This window comes from Taibaiella helva, assembly GCF_003545695.1.
Lineage (GTDB): Bacteria > Bacteroidota > Bacteroidia > Chitinophagales > Chitinophagaceae > Taibaiella > Taibaiella helva.
This window is the reverse complement of sequence record NZ_QUZZ01000001.1, coordinates 22,203-41,607: the sequence shown is the minus strand read 5'-3', so window position 1 is coordinate 41,607 and position 19,405 is coordinate 22,203. Positions and strand designations below refer to the sequence as shown.

The following is a 19,405-nucleotide window of genomic DNA, read 5'->3' as shown; positions in this document are numbered from 1 at the left end:
TTAACATTAATTAGCAGAAAAATAATTGCCTGCGATCCCGATATTCTAATTTTGCATTTATTCATTAACTCCCTTTTTATGCTTAGAAAAACCTTTTCCAGTGTGGCTTTGGCCTGTTTCATCGCAGGCACTACCCTTAGCCCCCTGGTAACCCTGGCCCAGACGAAAACGGATGCCAAGTTGCCTGTTGATCCCAAAGTGAAGATGGGCAAGCTGCCCAACGGCCTTACCTATTACATACGCCCCAACAGCAAGCCGGAAAAGAAGGTAGAGCTTCGCCTGGTGGTTGATGCGGGTTCTATACTGGAGAACGACGATCAGCAAGGTCTGGCGCACTTCATGGAGCACATGAACTTCAACGGAACGAAAAACTACCCTAAAAATAAGCTGGTCGACTTCCTGCAATCGATCGGTGTGGAATTCGGTGCGGACCTGAATGCCGAGACCGGCTTTGACCATACGGTGTACATCCTGCCCATCCCCACCGACAAGCCCGGCAACCTCGAAAGCGGTTTCCAGGTAATAGAAGACTGGGCGCACAATGCTAACCTTACCGAACAGGACATTAATGAAGAGCGTGGCATCGTGCTGGAAGAAAGCCGCTCGGGCAAAGGCGCCGAGGATCGCATGGCAAAGAAATTCCTGCCCAAGCTGTTTGCCGGCTCACAATATGCCAATCGTCTGCCTATCGGTAAAGATGATATTCTTAAAACCTTTAAGCCGGAAACGATCCGTTCTTTCTACCGTGACTGGTACCGCCCCAACCTGATGGCCGTTGCCGTAGTAGGCGATATTACGGTAGACCAGGCCGAAGCGCTGATCAAAAAGCATTTCGCCGGGTTGAAGAATCCCGCACAGCCCAGGCCGCGTAAAGATTACGGCCTGCCTGCCTATACGCAGTCTGCCGCCATGGTAATTACCGACAAAGAGGCCACTAACTATCGTTTTCAGCTGGTATTCTCTTCGCATAAAGTTAAGAAGCAAGTGACCATAGGCGATTACCGTGAAGATATCGTAAAGAACCTGTTCACTTCCATGCTGAACCGCAGGTACCAGGAGCTGACCCAAAGCGCCAACCCTCCTTTTGCCATTGCCGGTGCAGATATGGAAAACTTTATCCGTAACGAAGAAAGCTTCGGTATGATCGCGATCCCGACCGGCAGTATGGAAACGGCAGTGAATACTTCGATTGCCGAGCTGGTTAAAGCAAGGGACTTCGGCTTTACCGCCTCCGAGCTGGAGATCGTTAAAAAGCAGATGCTCAGCAATGTCGAAAAACAATACAATGAAAGGAATACTACCGAATCGGGGCGTCTGATAGATGAATATGTGCGCAACTTCACTGATCAGGAACCCATTCCCGGCATTGAAAATGAGTACCGTTACTACCAGGACCTGCTCCCCGGCATTACGATAGAGGAGGTGAATGCCCAGTCCAAAAAATGGCTGTCTAAAGAGAACACCGGCGAATATTTCACCTTCATTACCGGCCCCGATAGCAAGCAGATGAAGCTGCCTACCGACATGGAGCTGAAAGAGATGGTGGATGCTGCGCTGTCGCAGAAAGTAACTGCCAATGCTGAGAAGGTGGTGGCCAAGCAATTGCTGGACAAAGAGCCTGTTGCCGGAAAGATCACAGGTGAAGTTGCCGATAAAGAATTGGGCGTTACCACCTATACCCTGAGCAATGGCGTGAAAGTAACAGTGAAGAAGACCGATTTCAAAAGCGACGAGATCGTAATGACTGCCGTGAAAAAAGGCGGCAGCAGCAATTACGGCCCCGAAGACAAATCCAACACCCAGTTCCTGTCCCAGGTGATCGAATCCATGGGCTATGGACAATTCACACCTACTGCACTTACTGATTTCCTTTCCGGAAAGACCCTGGAGCTGACCCCTGCCATGGGTGAAGTTTCTTCCGAGCTGAAAGGCAAATCTTCTGTGAAGGACCTGGAATCATTGATGCAGCTCACTTATCTGCAGCTTACCGAGCCCCGCAAAGATGATGGTCTCTTTACCGGCTTCCTCAGCACCATGAAGATGCAGGTGCAGTTCCTGGGTAGCAATCCCCAGGTCGCCTTTATCGACAGCGTGATCAAATTCGTATACCATAACGATCCCCGCCGCCCGATAGCAGTACCTACAGCTGCCGACCTGGAAAAGATCAATGCCGACCGTTGTCTCGATATCTACAAAAATGAATTCAGCAATGCCGACGGTTTTCATTTCTTCATCGTGGGCAACGTAGATGAAAATACACTGAAGCCTCTACTGGAAAAATACATTGCGAGCCTGCCGGCTAAAGGCACCAGGCCTGCGTTCAAGGATAACGGCCTTCGCCCTATTGCCGGCAGCAACCGCCTGGACTTCAAAAAAGGCCAGGAACAAAAAAGTCTTGTAATGACGATGTACAATGCCGAGGCGCCTTATACCGAAAGCCTCGATCTGCAGGCCGATATGGTGGGACAAATACTGACCATCAAAGTGCTGGAGCAGATCAGGGAGCAGATGGGCGCAATGTATAGTGGTGGTATGAACGGCGACATGTCCCGCTTCCCTTATCCTCACTTTACCATACAGGGCGGTTTCCCCTGCGGTCCCGAAAATGTGGAGCCCATCGTGAAAAAAGCAGATGAAGAAATAAACGATATCCGTACCAAAGGCCCCGAGCAGAAAGACCTGGATAAAGTAAAGCTGGCCATTACGGAGAAGCGTAAGGAAAGCCTGAAGACAAACGGCTACTGGAACGATCAGCTGGAAAGGATCCTGTTCTGGGATTTCAGCAAGGATTTCTTCCTTAACTACGATAAAGAGCTGGCCAAAGTGACTGCTGCCGACATCAAAGGCACGGCTGGTAAGATGTTTAGCGGAAGCAGCCTCGTAGGTGTGCTGTACCCTGAAAAGATTGAACCCGCTAAAGACACCAAAGCGAAGGGCGGAAAATAAAATGCCTCCTGCCAGAGTAAAAAGAAGTTCTGCGGCCTTTGGCCGCAGAACTTCTTTTTTGGCTAAAAACTATCCAATCCATCCTATCTTTGCCAACAATTTTTTCTTTTCTATTCTATGCCATTATCCTTCGATAATACAGAGATCGCCTTCCGTTACCGGAGCGATAAGGAACTGAAGCGGGCTCATTTCCTCTTTTCCTCCATGAGCTCACCCTTTCTCTCCAAAACAGGAATGAGGCTGACGCAGCTGGCTATGAGCTGGAACCTGCCGATAAAAAGCATGATCAAGAAAACGATCTTCCAGCAGTTTTGCGGAGGAGAGACGATCGAAGAGGCCGCGCAGACCTCGGCCATACTGGGCCGCTATAATGTAGGCGTGGCGCTGGATTACAGTGTGGAAGGCAAGGAAGAAGAAGCCGAATTTGACCACGCGGTTCCCGAATTCGTCAAAGCGATCGAATACGCGGCCACCCAGAAGAATATACCCTTTATTCCCATAAAAATTACCGGCTTTGCCCGTTTCGGCCTGCTGGAAAAGATACATGAAGGCGCAGCCTTATCGGCCGCCGAGCAGGAAGAATGGAAGCGGGTGCAGGACCGCATCGACCGCATCTGTGCCACCGCCGCGCGCTGCCGCAATATGATCCTGATCGATGCCGAAGAAAGCTGGATACAACAGCCGGTAGACGATCTTGCCGATGCCATGATGGAGAAATATAACAAGGGCTCGATCGTGATCTTCAATACCTTCCAGATGTACCGCCACGACCGGCTTATCTTCCTTGAAGCCTCCCACCGGAAAGCAATGGCCCGTGGCTATATCCTCGGCGCCAAGCTGGTACGCGGCGCCTATATGGAAAAGGAGCGTGCCCGGGCCGAAGAAAAAGGCTATCCTTCACCCATACAGCCCGACAAGGCCAGTACCGACCGCGATTACGACCTCGGTGTAGCCTATTGCCTGGACCACCTGGACAGCATTGCCCTGTTTATCGGAACACACAATGAGCAGAGCTGCTACAAGGCAACGGAGATCATCCGGCAGAAAGGCTTGCAGCCCGGCAACAACCATATTTATCTCTCGCAGCTCTATGGCATGAGCGACAACATTACCTTCAACCTGGCCGATGCCGGCTACAATGTTTCCAAATACCTGCCCTACGGCCCCGTGAAAGATGTGATCCCTTACCTGATGCGCCGCGCGCAGGAAAACACTTCAGTAGCCGGCCAGACGGGTCGGGAGCTGGGCCTGATCAAAAAAGAAATGAGCAGAAGAGGACTGTGAGCACAGCGTAGATTATAGGAAGTACGGCAGGTCAATGACGACCTGCCGTTTTTTTATGGGTGGGTTCAAGTCTCATCTCGAAGGTCAATGTTCATCATACTCCGTCCTGTATACCCTTAAAGTATCGCAGCGATCATTTGACAAAAGATGTGTGGAAAATAGTTAATCGTAAAAAGTTAAAAATATTGAAAAAAGAATTATTTTGGCGGCGTAAAATATTCAAATATGAAAATTTCATTAATCGCAACTGCGAGCCTGGTCACCCTTTTGAGCGTGGGCGCCTGCAACAAGCAATATGATGTTAAGGTAGAAGAGAGTCAGACTAATGGAGTACCCGGCAGCGGCAATGGCGCCGGTGTAGGCTTTAACTGGAAAGGCTCGGCGCCCATGTCGGCCAAAATAGATGGTAAACCCTGGCTGGCCGAACAAATCAAGGTTGCCGATGCAGCCGGGCTTTATTATAATGTGCTTGGCCAAACGGATGATGTGATCATATCGGTGTCCATTCCGGCCAACGCCAAAGCGGGGCAGGTATTTGCCATGCCCGCACCTTCCGGCGCGAGCTTGGTGATCCCCGCAGTCGTTACCATGGGCGCATCGGGTAGCTTAAAAGTTACTATGAATACAGCCACGACGCTCGAAGGCTATTTCTATTCCACCTTAAAATCGACACCAGGCATTCCCGGTTCTCCGGACACCACTATTAAGGTTTCAGAAGGCTATTTTAAAGTCAATAAATAATCGAAAAAGAACAGGCTACTATGAACAAATTTGTTACTAAGCTTTTATATACTGCGCTGCCGGCAGTGCTCCTTACGGCAATGTCTGCAAGCACTCAGGCGCAATCCATCAGGCCCCGCGACGTACAGAATTACCTGAACCGCAGAGCCGACGGACGCGATGTTTCCCTGTTTCACCGCATGGAGCTCTGCTACAGTATGACCTCTGGCGGCGGCGGCCTTACCATCAGCGACCGCTTCAGAGATCCGTCCAACCCCGAGATCATTGCCGGTAACGGCCGTTCGATGACCTTCAATTACAGGGCGGCCAGCGGCTATGCCGGAGTCTATTTCCCGCTTTCCTATTTCAGCCGCACCAGTATGCTGGCATTGAGCACAGGCATATATGGTGTAGGCAGTGTTTGGAACCTGGGTAATACTTCGCTCGATCCTGCAGTCAGCACTACTTACGATGCCAAAGATATTTTTATCGGTGTGCCGATAGGCGTGGATATTATCCTCGGTGGCGAAGCCAGTCTGAATAAAGTGGATAAGGTAACTGTGAGGGCCGGCGCCGGCGTTATGCCCTACTTTGCCACCGGCCAGCTCGCCGATGGTTCGCAGAACTACGGTAAGCTGGGGCTTAAGCCTTATGTAAAGGCAGAGTTCGGCTTTTTTGCCGGTGTGGAATGGAAGGTGAAAGGCATGGTAATCGCGGGCTCCAGGACGATCTACGACTACAGCACAGGCGACCAGTACCTGCGCGATTCCGACTATTACTATAAGTTCAACTTCAAAATAAGGCCCACTTATACCATCGGCATCGCGGTGTTCCCCTTCTCTTTTGGATGGGACAACGACAAGTGGTAAAGGCCTTTCAGCCGGTCGAAGGCCTCAAAGCCGCTACAGGATTGGCTTGGAGAAAACATAATTTTCCACATTTTCCAAAAATTCCATTGTTGTTTCAATGAACTTTTGTAACATCGCTTTTCAATTATAAAAACTTAATCAGAATTATGAACAAAGCTGAATTAATCGAGCAAATTGCTAAAGATGCCGGCCTTACTAAAGTTCAGGCTAATGAAGTATTGAACTCTTTCACCAACGCTGTAGTCGCTTCTCTGAAAAAAGGCGAGAACGTTACGCTGGTTGGCTTCGGTACTTTCTCCGTATCTCAACGCTCTGCCCGTAACGGTCGCAACCCTCAAACTGGTGAGGTGATTAAGATCAAAGCCAGGAAGCTGCCTAAGTTCAAAGCAGGTAAAGACTTCGCTGCCAAGATCGCTGCCGCAAAAACACCCAAAAAATAATTTCTTCGCTCAAAACGAAGCGAAAAGCGGGGACCATGGTCCCCGCTTTTTTATTGAGCCGGAGCGGCGGGCCGGTCGGGACGCATAGCGGCCTGAACGGCCCGCTGTTGTAAGGCCTGCAGGATATAAGCCTGCCAACCGACCTGTTGCTCCTCCAGTACAATAACCCTGAACCCATGCCGCAAGCCTTCCCTGGCCACACCTTCCGAATCGTCGATATGCACATCAATCCCGGATGCAGGCGGGTATTTGGAATGCAAACGGCTATTCTGGCCCAGCCTGTGTTCATGTGTTTTCTGATTGATGATCGTATGCAGCAGTATGCCGTGTACAAGGAAGGTCCACCATATTTTACGGCGGCAGCGCAGGGAAGTTGTATAGATAACGATGCGGTATCCCTCGCGTTGCAAGGTCTTCCACAGCGCTATTGTACCTTGCCGTAAGGGCTCTGCGCCGCTAAGCCTTCGCAGCAGCGTCCGGCTTTCGGTCGGGAACCTTTTTATGCCTGGTATTAAAGTATCGTCGAGATCAAAGGAAATGGTCATGGTGTGGATGCTGCAAACCTATAACTGCTTCCGGGCTGCTTTTATTGTAGCAATCCGCCGAGCCATCTACCCCGAAGCCTTTGCCAGAATGAGTTGTTATCCCCTAACGCAGTTCGTTGTATGCGCAGTGAAGAACCTTGATCATTCAAGAGCAATCCGGTTCCTTCGGTTGCTGTGTACTCAAGGCGACGGAGCAGGTGCCTTTAACCGTTTGTAGACTTTGCTGCGCTTGTGCAGTGAAGAATCCCCGTCATACAAGCGCAAGCACAATATCAGTGACCCTAAAAATAAAGCCCGGCAGCGCCGGGCTTTATACTTCTTGTTATAGCAAAAGATCAGGCCTGGAACTGCAGGCGCATACCTCTTGTGCTATCATTCACTTTACCGTTTTCAAAGACCACGTTGCCGCTTACGATCGTATGGCTTACCGTAGCCGGGAAGGTATTGCCCTCCAGCGGCGACCAGCCGCAGTGGTACAGGATATTGTTCTTCTCCACCGTGTAGCTGGTGTTGGGATCTACCAGCACCAGGTCGGCCCAGTAGCCTTCGCGCAGGTAGCCACGCTCTTCGATGCGGAAACATTCGGCCGGCGCATGGCACATCTTTTCCACTACCTTCTCCAGGCTGATGCGGCCTTCCTTTACATAGTGCAGCATCATCTGCAGGGAATGCTGCACCAGCGGCAGACCCGAGGGCGCTTTGCCATAAGGCAGCTGCTTTTCTTCCCGGGTATGTGGTGCATGATCGGTAGCAATAATGTCGAGGCGGTCGTCGAGCAGGGCCTTCCACAGAGCTTCTTTATGATGCGGCGCTTTGATGGCTGGATTGCATTGGATAAGGGTGCCCAGCCTTGCATAGTCGTCGGCCGTAAAATGCAGATGGTGCACGCATACCTCGCAGGTGATGCGCTTGTCCTTCAGCGGGAACATATTGGTAAACAGCTGCAGCTCTCTTTCTGTAGAAATGTGCAGGATGTGCAGCCGCGTATTGTGCTGCTTGGCCAGCTGCACCGCAGAGAAGGACGATTCAAAGCAGGCCTCTTCGTTGCGGATGAGCGGGTGGAAAGAAGCGTTATCGGCATCGGCATACAGCTCCTTATTGGCTTTGATAATGCGCTCATCTTCGCAATGCGTGGCGATCAGCAGCTCGGTATCGCCAAAGATCTTGTTGAGGGTAACATAATTGTCGACCAGCATATTGCCCGTGCTGGAACCCATAAAGATCTTAATGCCGCAGACATCGCGCTTTTTCGCATTAGTCTTCAGCACCTCTTCCACATTATCATTGGCCACGCCCATGAAGAAGGAATAGTTGGCTACCGAAGTGGCTGCAGCACGGTCGTATTTCTGCTCCAGCAGTTCCTGCGTGGTGGCGGGAGGATTGGTATTGGGCATCTCCATAAACGAGGTGGTTCCGCCGGCCACTGCGGCCCGGGCTTCGGAGCCGATGGTCGCTTTATGGGTAAGGCCCGGTTCGCGGAAATGTACCTGGTCGTCGATCACGCCGGGCATCAGCCATTTGCCGGTAGCGTCTATCTCGTGTACGGCGCCGCCGGGGTCGATCTGCGCGGCTATCTTTTCTATTCTTCCGTTCTTTACCAGCAGGTCGGCTTGCCATTGCCGGCCTTCATTGATCAGGGTCGCATTTTTGATCAGCAGGGGTTGCGCCATTTTTCTCGGGAATTTAGGCGCAAAGGTAGGTGATGCCCGCCATTTTTATAGAACAGGAAGGCTGTAATATGCGGAGAACCATGTTCAGAAGGCTTCCAGCACCTGTATTCTTTTTTCGATAGGCGGGTGCGTAGCAAAGAGCTGGTACAACGAAAAGGAGCTTTTGTTTTCAGGCGAAGGATGGTCGATAAAGAGCTGCGCCACGTCCTGATTCTCTACGGCTTCGATATAAGGGTCCTGCGAGATCTTACGCAATGCGCTGGCCAGGGCCTGGGGATTGCGCGTCATCTCTGCTGCACCGGCATCGGCCATATACTCGCGGCGCCGGCTGATACCAAAACGCAGCAGCAACGAAATGAGATAAGCGATAGCCGTGATGACGATAGCGGCAAGCATAATAACACCGCTGTTGTCCTTGTCCCTGCCGCGCCTTCCGCCCGAAAAGAAAAAGCTGCGCATGGCGATCTGGCTGAGGAAGGCGAAGATGCCGACAAATACAATGGAGATAATGAGCAGGCGCACATCTCGGTTGCGGATATGCGACAGCTCGTGGGCGATGACCCCTTCCAGCTCGGCATCGTCGAGCCGGGCAATAATGCCCCTGGAAAGCGTTACCGCATAAGTGTTTTCGTTGATGCCGCTGGCATAGGCATTGAGCGAATCGTCCTCGATTACGTATATCTTTGGCATCTTCATCCCTTGTGAGATACAGAGATTCTCCACCAGGTTGTAGACCCTCGTGTTTTCCCGGCGTTCAAGCGGCTCGGCTCCCGTGGCCATACGGATCAGCGCGCTATGGGAAAAATAAGCAATAACAAACCAGATGGCCGTGCCACCCAATACCAAAGGCAAGGCAGTGACGAAAGCAGGATTGACCATGCTTTTATCCCGGTTGATCACGTAGAGGAATACATAGACCATGCCGAGCAGCAGCAGGGGAAAGGCTGCCAGCAGCAGGAAAGTATTGCGGTTGTTGCGGCTGATCTGGGTTTGTATACCAACGTAGGCCATAAATAAAAAGACAAACCGGCAGGGATCGCTCCCGCCGGTCGAAGTAAATAAGCTTAGAAATTGATCTGTGGCGGTGCTTCCATCGAAGTGCGCTGCTCAGCGCTCAGCTCGTACATCGGCTGGCGGCTGAAGCCGAAGCCACGGGCCATGATATTGCCGGGAAAGGATTCCACGGCGTTGTTGAGCTCACGCGTAGCGCCATTGAAGTAGCGGCGGGCTGCTGCCAGCTTATTCTCGATATCGGAGATCTCTTCCTGCAGCTGGAGGAAATTGGTATTGGCCTTCAGGTCGGGATAAGCCTCTACGCTTACGCGAAGTCCCTGCAGCGCCTGGGTGAGCTGGGTGTCGGCCTGTATCTTGTCGTTGATGCTGCCGGCGCTCATGACAGCCGAACGGGCCTGGGTGATACGTTCCAGCAGGTCTTTTTCATGTGCAGCATAGCCTTTCACCGTGCTTACCAGCTGCGGAATAAGGTCGTTGCGCTGGCGCAGCTGCACATCGATATCGGCAAAAGCATTTTCGCGGTTGTTGCGGTATCGCACCAGCTTATTGTACAGCCCGATGAGCCAGAACACAAGGAGGACGATGAGGACAACGATAATGATGGTTGCAGCCATAACATAAAGTTTTTAGTATTACGAAAATAGCATTTTTTTAGGCTTACAAGGCCGCGCCCGCTTTGGTAAAACGGTGTTTTAACGTGCTTTGGCAGCAGGTAGAGATGTTGTGCATTGCGTTCTAACAGTATTTTAGGAATTGGGTAATGGGAAAAGCCAATGCAACCCTGTTTTTTTGCGTCTATGAACATGGCTGTAGCTTTGTGCACGACGCTATCCCCCATCGCCGGTAATGCACTAAAACATTGAACCTGTATGTTGAAAAGAAACTTATTGAAATGCGCGCTGCTCTTCGGCTCCCTGCTGGTCCTTTTTTCTGCCTGTAAAAAAGAAGATATCGTCCTGAACAATGGCAACCAGCTGCGCTATCTCTTCCTGCACCTCCAGACCGCACCGCAAAGCTTTACCGTAAATGCCGGTACTGACCAGACTATTGAAGGCACCCAGGGCACTTTAATAAAATTCAATCCGCAATCCTTTAAAGACGGGCAGGGAAATATTATTTCCAGCGGTACCATCAATATCGAGCTGACCGAAATGTATAAGCCCGGCGATATGATCGCCAACCGGGTAACCACAACCACCGTTCAGCAAAGAAGGCTGCAAAGCGGTGGCTCGGTAAAGATCGTGGCCACCATGAACGGCCGTGATGTCTTTACCAATGGCTATACCCTGGGGTTCAGGCAGCCCGGCTTCTCTACTGAACCGATGTCCTTATTCCTGGGTGTAGAAAAGGTCGACTCTACAGGTACCCGGGTGCAATGGTCCGATGAGCAGCAGCAAACGGTAATGGAGACGACCAAGATTTCTACCAAAATTTACTACCTGTTCGATACCTGCACGGTCTTCAACTGGATCAATTGCGATTATTTTTATTCGGCTCCTGATCCCAAGACGAAGGTAAGGGTAACCATGCCCGACAACAGCTACGACCTGGGCAATACACAGGTATATGCTATTTTTCCCGCGATAAATTCGGTAAGCTCCCTGGATGACTATGATGCCGGAACCCATTCTTTTAATCTCGGAAACGACAACTATATGCTGCCGGTAGGCGCCACCATTCATATCGTGGTGCTCTCTGCCAAAGATGGCAGCTATTTTGTGGATGTACGGAAAAACGTTACCGTCAGCTCCGGCCTGAATATTGCCGCAACGCCGGTGGCGAGCTCCATAGAAAGTATCCAGGCTGCCCTGAGCGGTCTTTAATATAGCGATATCCGGTATGGATTCAAGTAAAAAAGCGCGGTGGCCTCCACCGCGCTTTTCGTTTTCTGTGCTACGGTATCGATCATTTCCACTATCGGGATGGGATTTCCTCCCGCATATCGCGCCCGCAGACAAAAGCCGGATAGTCAAGGCCTTCAGGCACAGCATTATTGCTCCTCCTCTGCAGGGAAGGGGAAAAATTTCGAAAAAATGAACTAATATTTTTTTCGTACGAAAAATTTCCTACCTTTGGATCATGAATACCGAACATAACGATAAGAAGTCGGAACCGACTAAGGCAGAGCTGGAGATCCTGAAAGTGATCTGGGAGCATGGTACTTCTACCGTTCGCTTTGTAAATGATAAGCTGAACGAGCAGCGGGAGGTCAACTATACCACAACGCTGAAGCTGATGCAGATCATGGTGGACAAGGGCATCCTGAAGCGCGACGAGAGCAGCATGAAGCATACCTATAGCCTGGCAGAGGAAGAACAGGAAACAACGGCGCACCTGCTGGAGAAATTTGTGGATAATGTGTACAGGGGATCGGCCAGCAAGCTTGTCATGCAATTGCTCGGTCATAAGAAGACGTCTAAACAAGAATTACAGGAGATCAAGGACCTGCTGAAACAGCTTGAAGATTAATTCCATTACAATATAACCGTCGACTATGAATATCCCTATTTTCCCGCACCCGCTGGTACAGGCGCTTTACCTTACCCTCGCGCATTCGCTATGGCAGGGCCTGCTGCTCGCAGCCGTTACCGGCCTTATTATCCTTGGTACCCGCCGTGCACCGGCCGTACGACGCTACAACCTGCTCACTGCAGCCTTGCTGCTGTTCGTTGCAGGCTCCGTTATTACCTTTATAGGCTCCTGGTCGCCACAGGAAACGGAAACAGCTACCACTGCCGTACTCACCTATGCTGAGGCCGGCCCCGGCGCCTCGACGGTGGCTGCTTCCGGCAACCCCGGCTGGGTCCAGGGTCTTATCGGTTTCTGTAACCGGAATGCAGGGAACATCGTCTTGTTCTGGCTGGCGGTAGTCGGTCTCCGCAGCCTGACCCTTATTGCCGGCGTTCGCAGCTTGCGTCGTCTGCGCCTTAGCGCCGACTTCAGCGCGGAACCGGTATGGGCTGAAGTGGTACGTGATCTGGCTGCCCGCACAGGTGTGCGGCAGGCGGTACGCCTTGCCGAATCAGCTGCTATAAAAGTGCCTATGGCGATGGGCCATCTCAAACCGCTGATCCTTTTGCCGGTGGGACTGATGACAGCCTTACCCATGGCCGAGATCGAAGCGATACTGCTGCACGAGCTGGCGCATATCCGTCGCAGGGATTACCTGGTCAACCTGCTGCAACGCTTTACCGAAACCTTGTTCTTCTTTAACCCGGCGGTATGGTGGCTCTCTTCGCTGATGCGCGCGGAAAGAGAACATTGCTGCGATGATATCACGCTGACCCAGGTCGGCAATAAAAAACATTACATCAATGCGCTGGTATCCTGCCAGGAATATGTGCTGCAGGCGCCGTCCTGTGCAGTTGCCCTGAGTGGTGGTAAAAATAATCTGCTTCACCGGGTGAAGCGGATGATCAACCACAAAAATCCTTCGCTGAACCTGATGGAAAAATCCCTGTTGACCATTTGCCTGCTGGGAAGCGGCTTGCTGATGATGGCCTTCTCCGGCAATCCGGCTGAAGATACAGCTGCATCACTGGGAAAGGAGGCTCTTGCCGCAACAGTTACCAGGCAAACCCAATCGGAATCTGTAACCAGTACCAGCAACGAACATCGTAATTGTACGATTGGTCGGAACGCCGGTGCCGACAAGCAACCGCAAGATGAGGATATCAGCGTTATAGATCCGGTGCAGGTAGCTGTTCCCTGTAATGTTGCGGATGTTGTCATCCCCCATCCGGCAGTGCGTGCAGCGGTAGTGCCTGAAGCGGCAGTTCCCCAAAATGCCGTGCCCGCGCCGGCAATTGCTGTGCATGCAACGGTGTACAATGCCTATATGGATCAGCAGCAGGATGAGGACCGCCGGAAAGCAGAGCTTGCGCAGCAAAAAGCCGAAGAAGCCCGTCGTCAGGCCGACCAGGCCCGCCGCCGCGCCGACGAAGCGCGTCAGCAGGCTGATGAGGCACGTCTCCGTGCCGATGACGCGCGCCACAAAGCCGAAGAAGCTGCTCGCCGCAATGCTGAAGAAGCGCGTCGTCATGCGGAGGAATCCCGCCGCCAGGCAGAGGACGTAGCCCGTCGTAACGCAGATGAGGCACGCCACCGCGCCGATGAAGCGCGTCGCCAGGCGGATGAGGCACGCCGTCGTGCCGATGAAGATCGTCGCCAGGCCAACGAGCAGCGCCGCCAGAGCGAATCTGCCTCCAATGTGATCCTGAACGGGCTGATCAAGGATGGCATTATCGGCAAGAACGATAGCAAGACTTCATTCAAGCTAAGCGGAAAAGAGTTCATCGTAAACGGTGTAAAGCAGCCTCAGCCCATATTCCAGCGGTATCGCGATACCTATCTTAAAACCAGCGGCAAAACCGGTAGCGGTAGCTGGTCGGTACAATACAAGCACAGCAAAGATTAACCTGACCTGGCCAATAAAGGCGCTGGCACTACCATCTCATCTTGTTCTTCTGGGGTATGTCAATCTGCTCCTGATAAAATCATTTTCCATGCGCTTTACGATGATGTGCGGTCTGCTGTTCGCGACTTTGCTGACAGCGGCCTTTAAACCCGCCTGTGCCCAAACGGCGCTGCGCCTGACGGGCCAGGTGCTTACCACCGGCCAAAAGCCCGCCGACGCTGCGTCTGTAGCCCTGGTAAAAGATACCGACTCGTCGGTAGTTCGCATGACCCTTGCTGACGAAGGCGGTCGCTTTGCCCTCGATGTGCCGGCTGCCGGCAGCTATCGCGTGTGGATATCCATGACCGGCGTTCCAGCCTACTGGAGCGATAAGCTGCAGATCGACACCCAGCCGCTGAACCTGGCGCCCATCATCCTCGAAACAGCGGTACAGCAATTACAGGAAGTCAGCATTACCGCCAACAAACCTTTTATTGAACGGAAAATAGACCGCACGGTAGTCAATGTAGATGCTCTGCCGGGCAGTGCCGGCAGCACTGCGCTCGATGTGCTCGAAAAATCGCCGGGTATCCGTGTAGATCAGAATGGAGGCATCAGCCTTCGCGGCAAGGAAGGCCTCGTGATCTATATCGACGACAGGCCGTCTTATCTGTCAGGGCAGGATCTGCAGCAATATCTGCGCTCCCTGCCGGCGTCCAGCCTCGATCAGCTCGAGATCATGACGAACCCGCCCGCCCGCTATGATGCGGCTGGCAGCGCCGGCGTGCTCAATATCAAAACGAAAAAAAGCAAAAGCAGGGGGTTTAACGGTAACCTCAACCTGGCCTATACCCAAAGCCGCTTTGCCCAAACGAACAACAGTCTTGTCCTTAATTACCGAGAAGGGAAGCTGAACCTTTTTGCCAACCTGAGCTACGGTGTGCAACAGGGATATAACGACCTCGATATTTACCGGCGTTACAAAAACAGCGATGAAAGCACCCGTTCCTATTTTGTGCAAAACACCTACATCCGCCGCCGTAACTATTCCGGCAATGCCAGGATCGGCGCCGACCTGGACCTGGATAAAAGTAATACCCTGGGCATCCTGCTCACCGGATCGATAGCAGATAACCGGCAAAGCAACGACAACACCAGCAATATGCTCGACGCTGCCGGCCGGCCCGACTCGCTGATCAAAGCCCTGAATACAGAGACGGGCGCCTTTCGAAACGGAGGCGTGAACCTGAACTACCGGCACAAGTTTGCACAGGAAGGCCGGCAGCTTACAGCCGACCTTGACTATATCGCCTACAGCGACCGCAACGAGCAGACCTTCGACAACCACAGTTTCCTCTCCGACGGCAGCCCACGCGGCAGCGAGTTGCTGCAGGGCACGCTGCCAGCTGATATCGGTATCATGTCGGTAAAGACAGACTATACGCAACCTATCAAAGGATACACACTTTCGGCCGGCGCAAAAGCCAGCTATACCCGCACCGACAACCTGGCCGACTATCGCTACACCACCGCTGCCGGCAACATACCCGACTACGACAAGAGCAATCATTTTATCTATAGGGAAAGCATCGGATCAGCCTACGCCAACCTGGCGAAGGCATTCGGAAAGCTGTCGCTGCAGGCGGGTCTGCGGCTCGAGCACACGCAATCGGACGGGCACCAGCTGGGCAATGCAGTCAAACCTGATTCCGCCTTTAAAAGGACTTATACCAATCTCTTCCCAACGTTCTATGCCTCTTATAAGATTGATAGCGCCGGCAATCATGTGGTTAATCTTAATTACGGCCGCCGGATCAACAGGCCCTATTACCAGGATCTGAACCCCTTCCTTTCGCCCTTCGATAAGTTTACCTACTATGTAGGCAATCCTTTCCTTAAGCCTTCGTTTACCAATAGCATCGAGCTTTCCTATGTGTTCCGCAACCGTATCGTCCTGGGATTAAGCTATAGCGATACCCGCGACGATGTGAATGAAACCATAGAGATCAACGATGGCATTTACTACAGCCGCCCAGGCAACATCGGCCGTAACACGACGCAAACCTTGTCGGTAGATGCCACGCAGGAAATATTTTCCTGGCTCGAATACCATGGCTACACGGAAGTGGCCAACATACATTCCCGCAGCGACTTCTATACCGGAAGGCTTGATGCGAAAGGAACCTATTGGTTCCTGCAATCCAATGTACGCATCCGGCTGGGCAAAGATTGGGTCGCCTACCTGGGCGGCCGTTATATTACCAATGTGACCAATGCACAGTTTGTTACCGGCGCCAACGGGCAGCTTTACGGCGGCCTGCAAAAGAATTTCGGCGAAAAGATCACGCTCAAAGCCAATCTCAACGACATCTTCCATACTGCGATCAATAAAGGAACCATCAACAACCTTGCGGCTACAGATGCCACTTACCACAACCGTTACGATTCCCGGCAGTTTACCCTGTCTTTCAGCTACCGCTTCGGTAAAGCAATGGCCAATGAGCGCCAGGCGAAAGAGAGCGGCGCCGAGAGTGAAAAGAGTCGTGTAAAGCAATAAAGCACGCCAATATATGAGGCTGCTTTGCTTAACTCAACGGCGTACACCTTCATGATTCATCTTATGTCTGCTGCAGTAAGTTGTAAAGAGCACTGCTGAAAGGGATCCTGGTTACCTGAAAAAGGTTCTTTTTCCGGGACAAAATGGCCCGTCAGGGGGCTGATTTGAGGTTTCTTGCTCAAATGATCTGCTGTATTCAGGTAAATACCCTCACTCCATCAGGGCAAAAGCCACTAGTCAAGAAAACAATACCACTCGTAAAACAGAAGGGGATTTTTGTTAAAGGGGATGCTACATTTGGGATGAAACAATAAAAATAGGATCCCATGAAACTGTTCCATTTGCCCAAGATCGCGCTGACGGCCACTAAGGTGCCCTCAGTCTATGGCGTGTACACCATTGTAAAAGGAAATTTGCAGCTGTTCGGTTTGAATATTAAAATGCAGACGACGGTAAGATTCAATTAAGGATGATGATTGTGACCATTGCGACGTTGTTTTCCATTAACTAAGACGAGCGTGTTTTTGTTTGGTTGTTTTAGTATCCATATAAAGGCTGTCCTGGCGACGGCCTTTTTTCATGCACTGGTGTTACACATTTTACTATAAAATAAAAGAAGAATACTACTTACTGCTGGTCATAACTGGTATCCCATTCGGTACCATCATCCCCTTTCTGACCATCCATTTTGATCATGAAATTCTTGGCAGGGAAATAGGGTTTCATGTGAATATCCAGGTGAATGCGGTCTTTCTGGTGCGGATCCTGTTCGAAACGGCGGATCGTAAAATCTTCAATCAGCTTATCGGGGCCGGTAATGCTGTCGAGAAATTTGACGATCTGGCTCATCAGGTCTTTGCGGGTATTGGCATTGAAATTTTCAAAGGCCCTGCGGTTGAGAAAATCCATCAGCACTTTGGTTACATAGTCGAACACGCGCACAACAGAATAAGTTTGCAGGCCAAGGTTGTCGCCGTTGAATAAGGTCTTGGCCGAGAATGCCATTACTTTACCATACTCCTTTACCATCGGCACCAGACCCATCTTTTCGAGGTTGGCAATCTCGCTTTTTTTCAGTTCGAACTTCACGCCGTCGACCTCGTTCATACTGCCAAATTTTTTGCCCGCAGTCACCTGGCTCATTAGCGTCCGGTAGATCTTGCCGGCCAGCGCACCGGAAGGCGGCACATATAAGTCTTCCTCTTCACCCAGCTCGTCGAACTTGCCGCGGCCTACCAGCCAGTTGCAGCTCATCATTACGTTGGAGCGGTATTTATCGCCACCGGTAAGGTTGGCCAGCTCAAACATTTCCATCACATCATCGGGCGCATCCAGGTGCTCAAAGTCGGTCACCAGCATCACCTTGTTCTCATGCGCCATTTTGGCCCATTTCTCCACCACTTTATTGCTGCCCAGGTAACCCGGCACTACCATAATGCTGTAGTTATTGCGCAGGTCCAGGCGATCGTAATTCTTCTTCAGCTCTTCGCTTACATGATCGATAAAGCGGGTATTGTCGAGGTCTTTCAGCTGCTCGGCCTCACAGTTGATGAAGGATACATTTTTAAGCTTATCGCCTTCGGTATTTTTAAAGAAGAGCGCGACATTCCGGTAAGACCGTTCGAGATCGCGCGAAGCTTCCACGGCACGCGACAGGTTCTTCTCCAGAACCTTCTGGCTTTGTTCCGCCCGTTCTTCGCTCAGGTGTACCATTTCCGAGATCTCATTACCTGATTCCAGCACCTGCGCCCATACTGAGAGTGCTTTCTGCAAAGTTTCCCGCTCGCTTTTCTTTTGCGACTCGGTAAGGAAGATATTGCGCCGGGCCTTCCGGTCAGGGTTCAGATTTTGCGCTCCGTCGATCGAGGATTCTATCAGGTCGAAGCCGCCGAACCGGGCAAGCTTGTCCACTCCGGATTTCAGCAGCTCCAGCGGGTTTCTGATCGCTTCGCGCTCCTGTACCGGTGCTTGTTCTCCCGAGGCTTGTTGTTGCAGTTCTTCGCTCATGGCGTTTCTTTTTATAGGTTTAAATGCTGGCAAATAATACTGCAAAATACAATGAATGCCGGGGCGGGACAATACGTAAAAAGACGTAATTATCTGGCGAAACGTTTTACCAGCAACGGTTTTAGCGCGGGGAAGGGCTGGTCGCCCGGAAAACAAAACAGCCGGTATGTCGAAACATACCGGCTGTGTATCTTAAAAATGTGTACCTGCTGCTCAGGACTCTCCCTGTACCAGGAGACGGAAACCGTTGCCGTGTATATTCACGATGCTCACGCTCTCGTCGTCGCTCAGGTATTTGCGGAGCTTGGCAATATAAACATCCATGCTGCGCCCGTTGAAATAAGTATCACTACCCCAGATCCGCTTCAGCGCCTGGTCGCGCGGCAGCAGGTCGTTCTTGAATTCGCAAAGCATCTGCAGCAGGGCGTTTTCCTTTGGAGACAAGGTGTACTGCTTGTCGTCGATGGAAAGGATGCGCAGTTTGCTGTTGAATTTGAATTTGCCGAACTCGAACTCGATCTGGGAAGGATTCTTCTCCTGGATCTCCTGGTTGCGTTTCAGTATGGCCTTAATCTTGAGCAGCAGTACTTCGCTGTCGAAAGGCTTGGAAATATAATCGTCGGCACCCAGTTTATAACCATTGATCACATCTTCTTTCATGCTGCGCGCCGAAAGGAAGAAAAGGGGAACATCGGGATCTGCATTCCTGATCTCCTCTGCCAGCGTGAAGCCGTCCATGTTAGGCATCATCACGTCTAGCAGACAAAGATCGAATTTTTCCCTGCGAAAAGCCGCCAAGCCCAGGATACCATCGCGGCACAACTCAACAATATAATCGTGCAGCTCGAGGTAATTTTTTAATACCTGTCCCAGGTTGGTATCATCCTCTACAAGTAAAATTTTTGCTTTTTCAGCTTCCATAAATTTCTTTTAAAGTGCTCAAATTTAAATACCTAC

At 51.4% G+C, this 19,405-nt stretch carries 16 protein-coding genes; 10 read left to right on the top strand and 6 right to left on the bottom strand.

All coding sequences use genetic code 11. The features are described 5' to 3' along the window. The first annotated feature begins 78 nt into the window (after positions 1–78). The 5 genes from DZC79_RS00185 to DZC79_RS00165 all read left to right on the top strand — a co-directional run bounded on the left by DZC79_RS00185 (position 79) and on the right by DZC79_RS00165 (position 6,259). The gene (locus DZC79_RS00185; RefSeq protein ID WP_118949531.1) at positions 79–2,946 is read left to right on the top strand and encodes a M16 family metallopeptidase; all 2,868 of its coding nucleotides are present in this window, start codon (positions 79–81) and stop codon (positions 2,944–2,946) included. Positions 2,947–3,063: 117 nt separating this feature from the next. Further along, positions 3,064–4,230 carry a proline dehydrogenase family protein gene (locus DZC79_RS00180; protein ID WP_118949530.1) on the top strand — a complete coding sequence of 389 codons (1,167 nt, stop codon included), beginning with the start codon at positions 3,064–3,066 and terminating at the stop codon, positions 4,228–4,230. Positions 4,231–4,455: 225 nt separating this feature from the next. Beyond that, positions 4,456–4,971 (top strand): hypothetical protein, encoded by a 516-nt coding sequence (locus DZC79_RS00175; RefSeq protein WP_157976821.1) that lies wholly within the window; start codon positions 4,456–4,458, stop codon positions 4,969–4,971. A gap of 20 nt (positions 4,972–4,991) precedes the next feature. Then, the gene (locus DZC79_RS00170) at positions 4,992–5,819 is read left to right on the top strand and encodes a hypothetical protein (protein WP_118949528.1); all 828 of its coding nucleotides are present in this window, start codon (positions 4,992–4,994) and stop codon (positions 5,817–5,819) included. 146 nt (positions 5,820–5,965) lie between these two features. Beyond that, a complete protein-coding gene (locus DZC79_RS00165; RefSeq protein ID WP_118949527.1) occupies positions 5,966–6,259 on the top strand; it encodes an HU family DNA-binding protein in 294 nt (97 codons plus the stop codon). A 50-nt stretch (positions 6,260–6,309) separates the two neighbouring features. Here the strand turns inward: DZC79_RS00165 and DZC79_RS00160 are convergent, their stop codons facing one another. From DZC79_RS00160 to DZC79_RS00140, 4 genes are all read right to left on the bottom strand, one after another. Next, positions 6,310–6,804: a hypothetical protein gene (locus tag DZC79_RS00160; RefSeq protein ID WP_198666710.1), complete on the bottom strand. Its 495-nt coding sequence runs from the start codon at positions 6,802–6,804 to the stop codon at positions 6,310–6,312. A 335-nt stretch (positions 6,805–7,139) separates the two neighbouring features. Beyond that, complete coding sequence (locus DZC79_RS00150; RefSeq protein ID WP_118949525.1) at positions 7,140–8,474, bottom strand: dihydroorotase; 1,335 nt, start codon at positions 8,472–8,474, stop codon at positions 7,140–7,142. An 84-nt stretch (positions 8,475–8,558) separates the two neighbouring features. Next, complete coding sequence (locus DZC79_RS00145; protein WP_118949524.1) at positions 8,559–9,485, bottom strand: M48 family metallopeptidase; 927 nt, start codon at positions 9,483–9,485, stop codon at positions 8,559–8,561. A gap of 53 nt (positions 9,486–9,538) precedes the next feature. Continuing rightward, positions 9,539–10,102 carry a LemA family protein gene (locus tag DZC79_RS00140; protein ID WP_118949523.1) on the bottom strand — a complete coding sequence of 188 codons (564 nt, stop codon included), beginning with the start codon at positions 10,100–10,102 and terminating at the stop codon, positions 9,539–9,541. A 255-nt stretch (positions 10,103–10,357) separates the two neighbouring features. Between DZC79_RS00140 and DZC79_RS00135 the strand changes: the two genes are divergently transcribed. The 5 genes from DZC79_RS00135 (at position 10,358) to DZC79_RS21015 (ending at position 16,908) form a co-directional block, all read left to right on the top strand. Further along, complete coding sequence (locus DZC79_RS00135) at positions 10,358–11,311, top strand: hypothetical protein (RefSeq protein ID WP_157976820.1); 954 nt, start codon at positions 10,358–10,360, stop codon at positions 11,309–11,311. Between the two features lie 256 nt (positions 11,312–11,567). Then, complete coding sequence (locus DZC79_RS00130; RefSeq protein WP_118949521.1) at positions 11,568–11,957, top strand: BlaI/MecI/CopY family transcriptional regulator; 390 nt, start codon at positions 11,568–11,570, stop codon at positions 11,955–11,957. 25 nt (positions 11,958–11,982) lie between these two features. Next, positions 11,983–13,905 carry a M56 family metallopeptidase gene (locus DZC79_RS00125; protein WP_118949520.1) on the top strand — a complete coding sequence of 641 codons (1,923 nt, stop codon included), beginning with the start codon at positions 11,983–11,985 and terminating at the stop codon, positions 13,903–13,905. 88 nt (positions 13,906–13,993) lie between these two features. Then, on the top strand, positions 13,994–16,441 hold the full coding sequence (locus DZC79_RS00120) for a TonB-dependent receptor (RefSeq protein ID WP_118949519.1): 2,448 nt from the start codon (positions 13,994–13,996) through the stop codon (positions 16,439–16,441). A 326-nt stretch (positions 16,442–16,767) separates the two neighbouring features. Then, complete coding sequence (locus DZC79_RS21015) at positions 16,768–16,908, top strand: hypothetical protein (protein WP_157976819.1); 141 nt, start codon at positions 16,768–16,770, stop codon at positions 16,906–16,908. Between the two features lie 160 nt (positions 16,909–17,068). On the opposite strand, the gene DZC79_RS00115 is transcribed toward DZC79_RS21015, so the two are convergent. Next, complete coding sequence (locus tag DZC79_RS00115) at positions 17,069–18,448, bottom strand: DUF5458 family protein (RefSeq protein ID WP_118949518.1); 1,380 nt, start codon at positions 18,446–18,448, stop codon at positions 17,069–17,071. Between the two features lie 213 nt (positions 18,449–18,661). Continuing rightward, entirely contained in the window at positions 18,662–19,369 is a 708-nt protein-coding gene (locus tag DZC79_RS00110; RefSeq protein ID WP_118949517.1) for a response regulator transcription factor, read from the bottom strand. Positions 19,370–19,405: the final 36 nt, after the last annotated feature.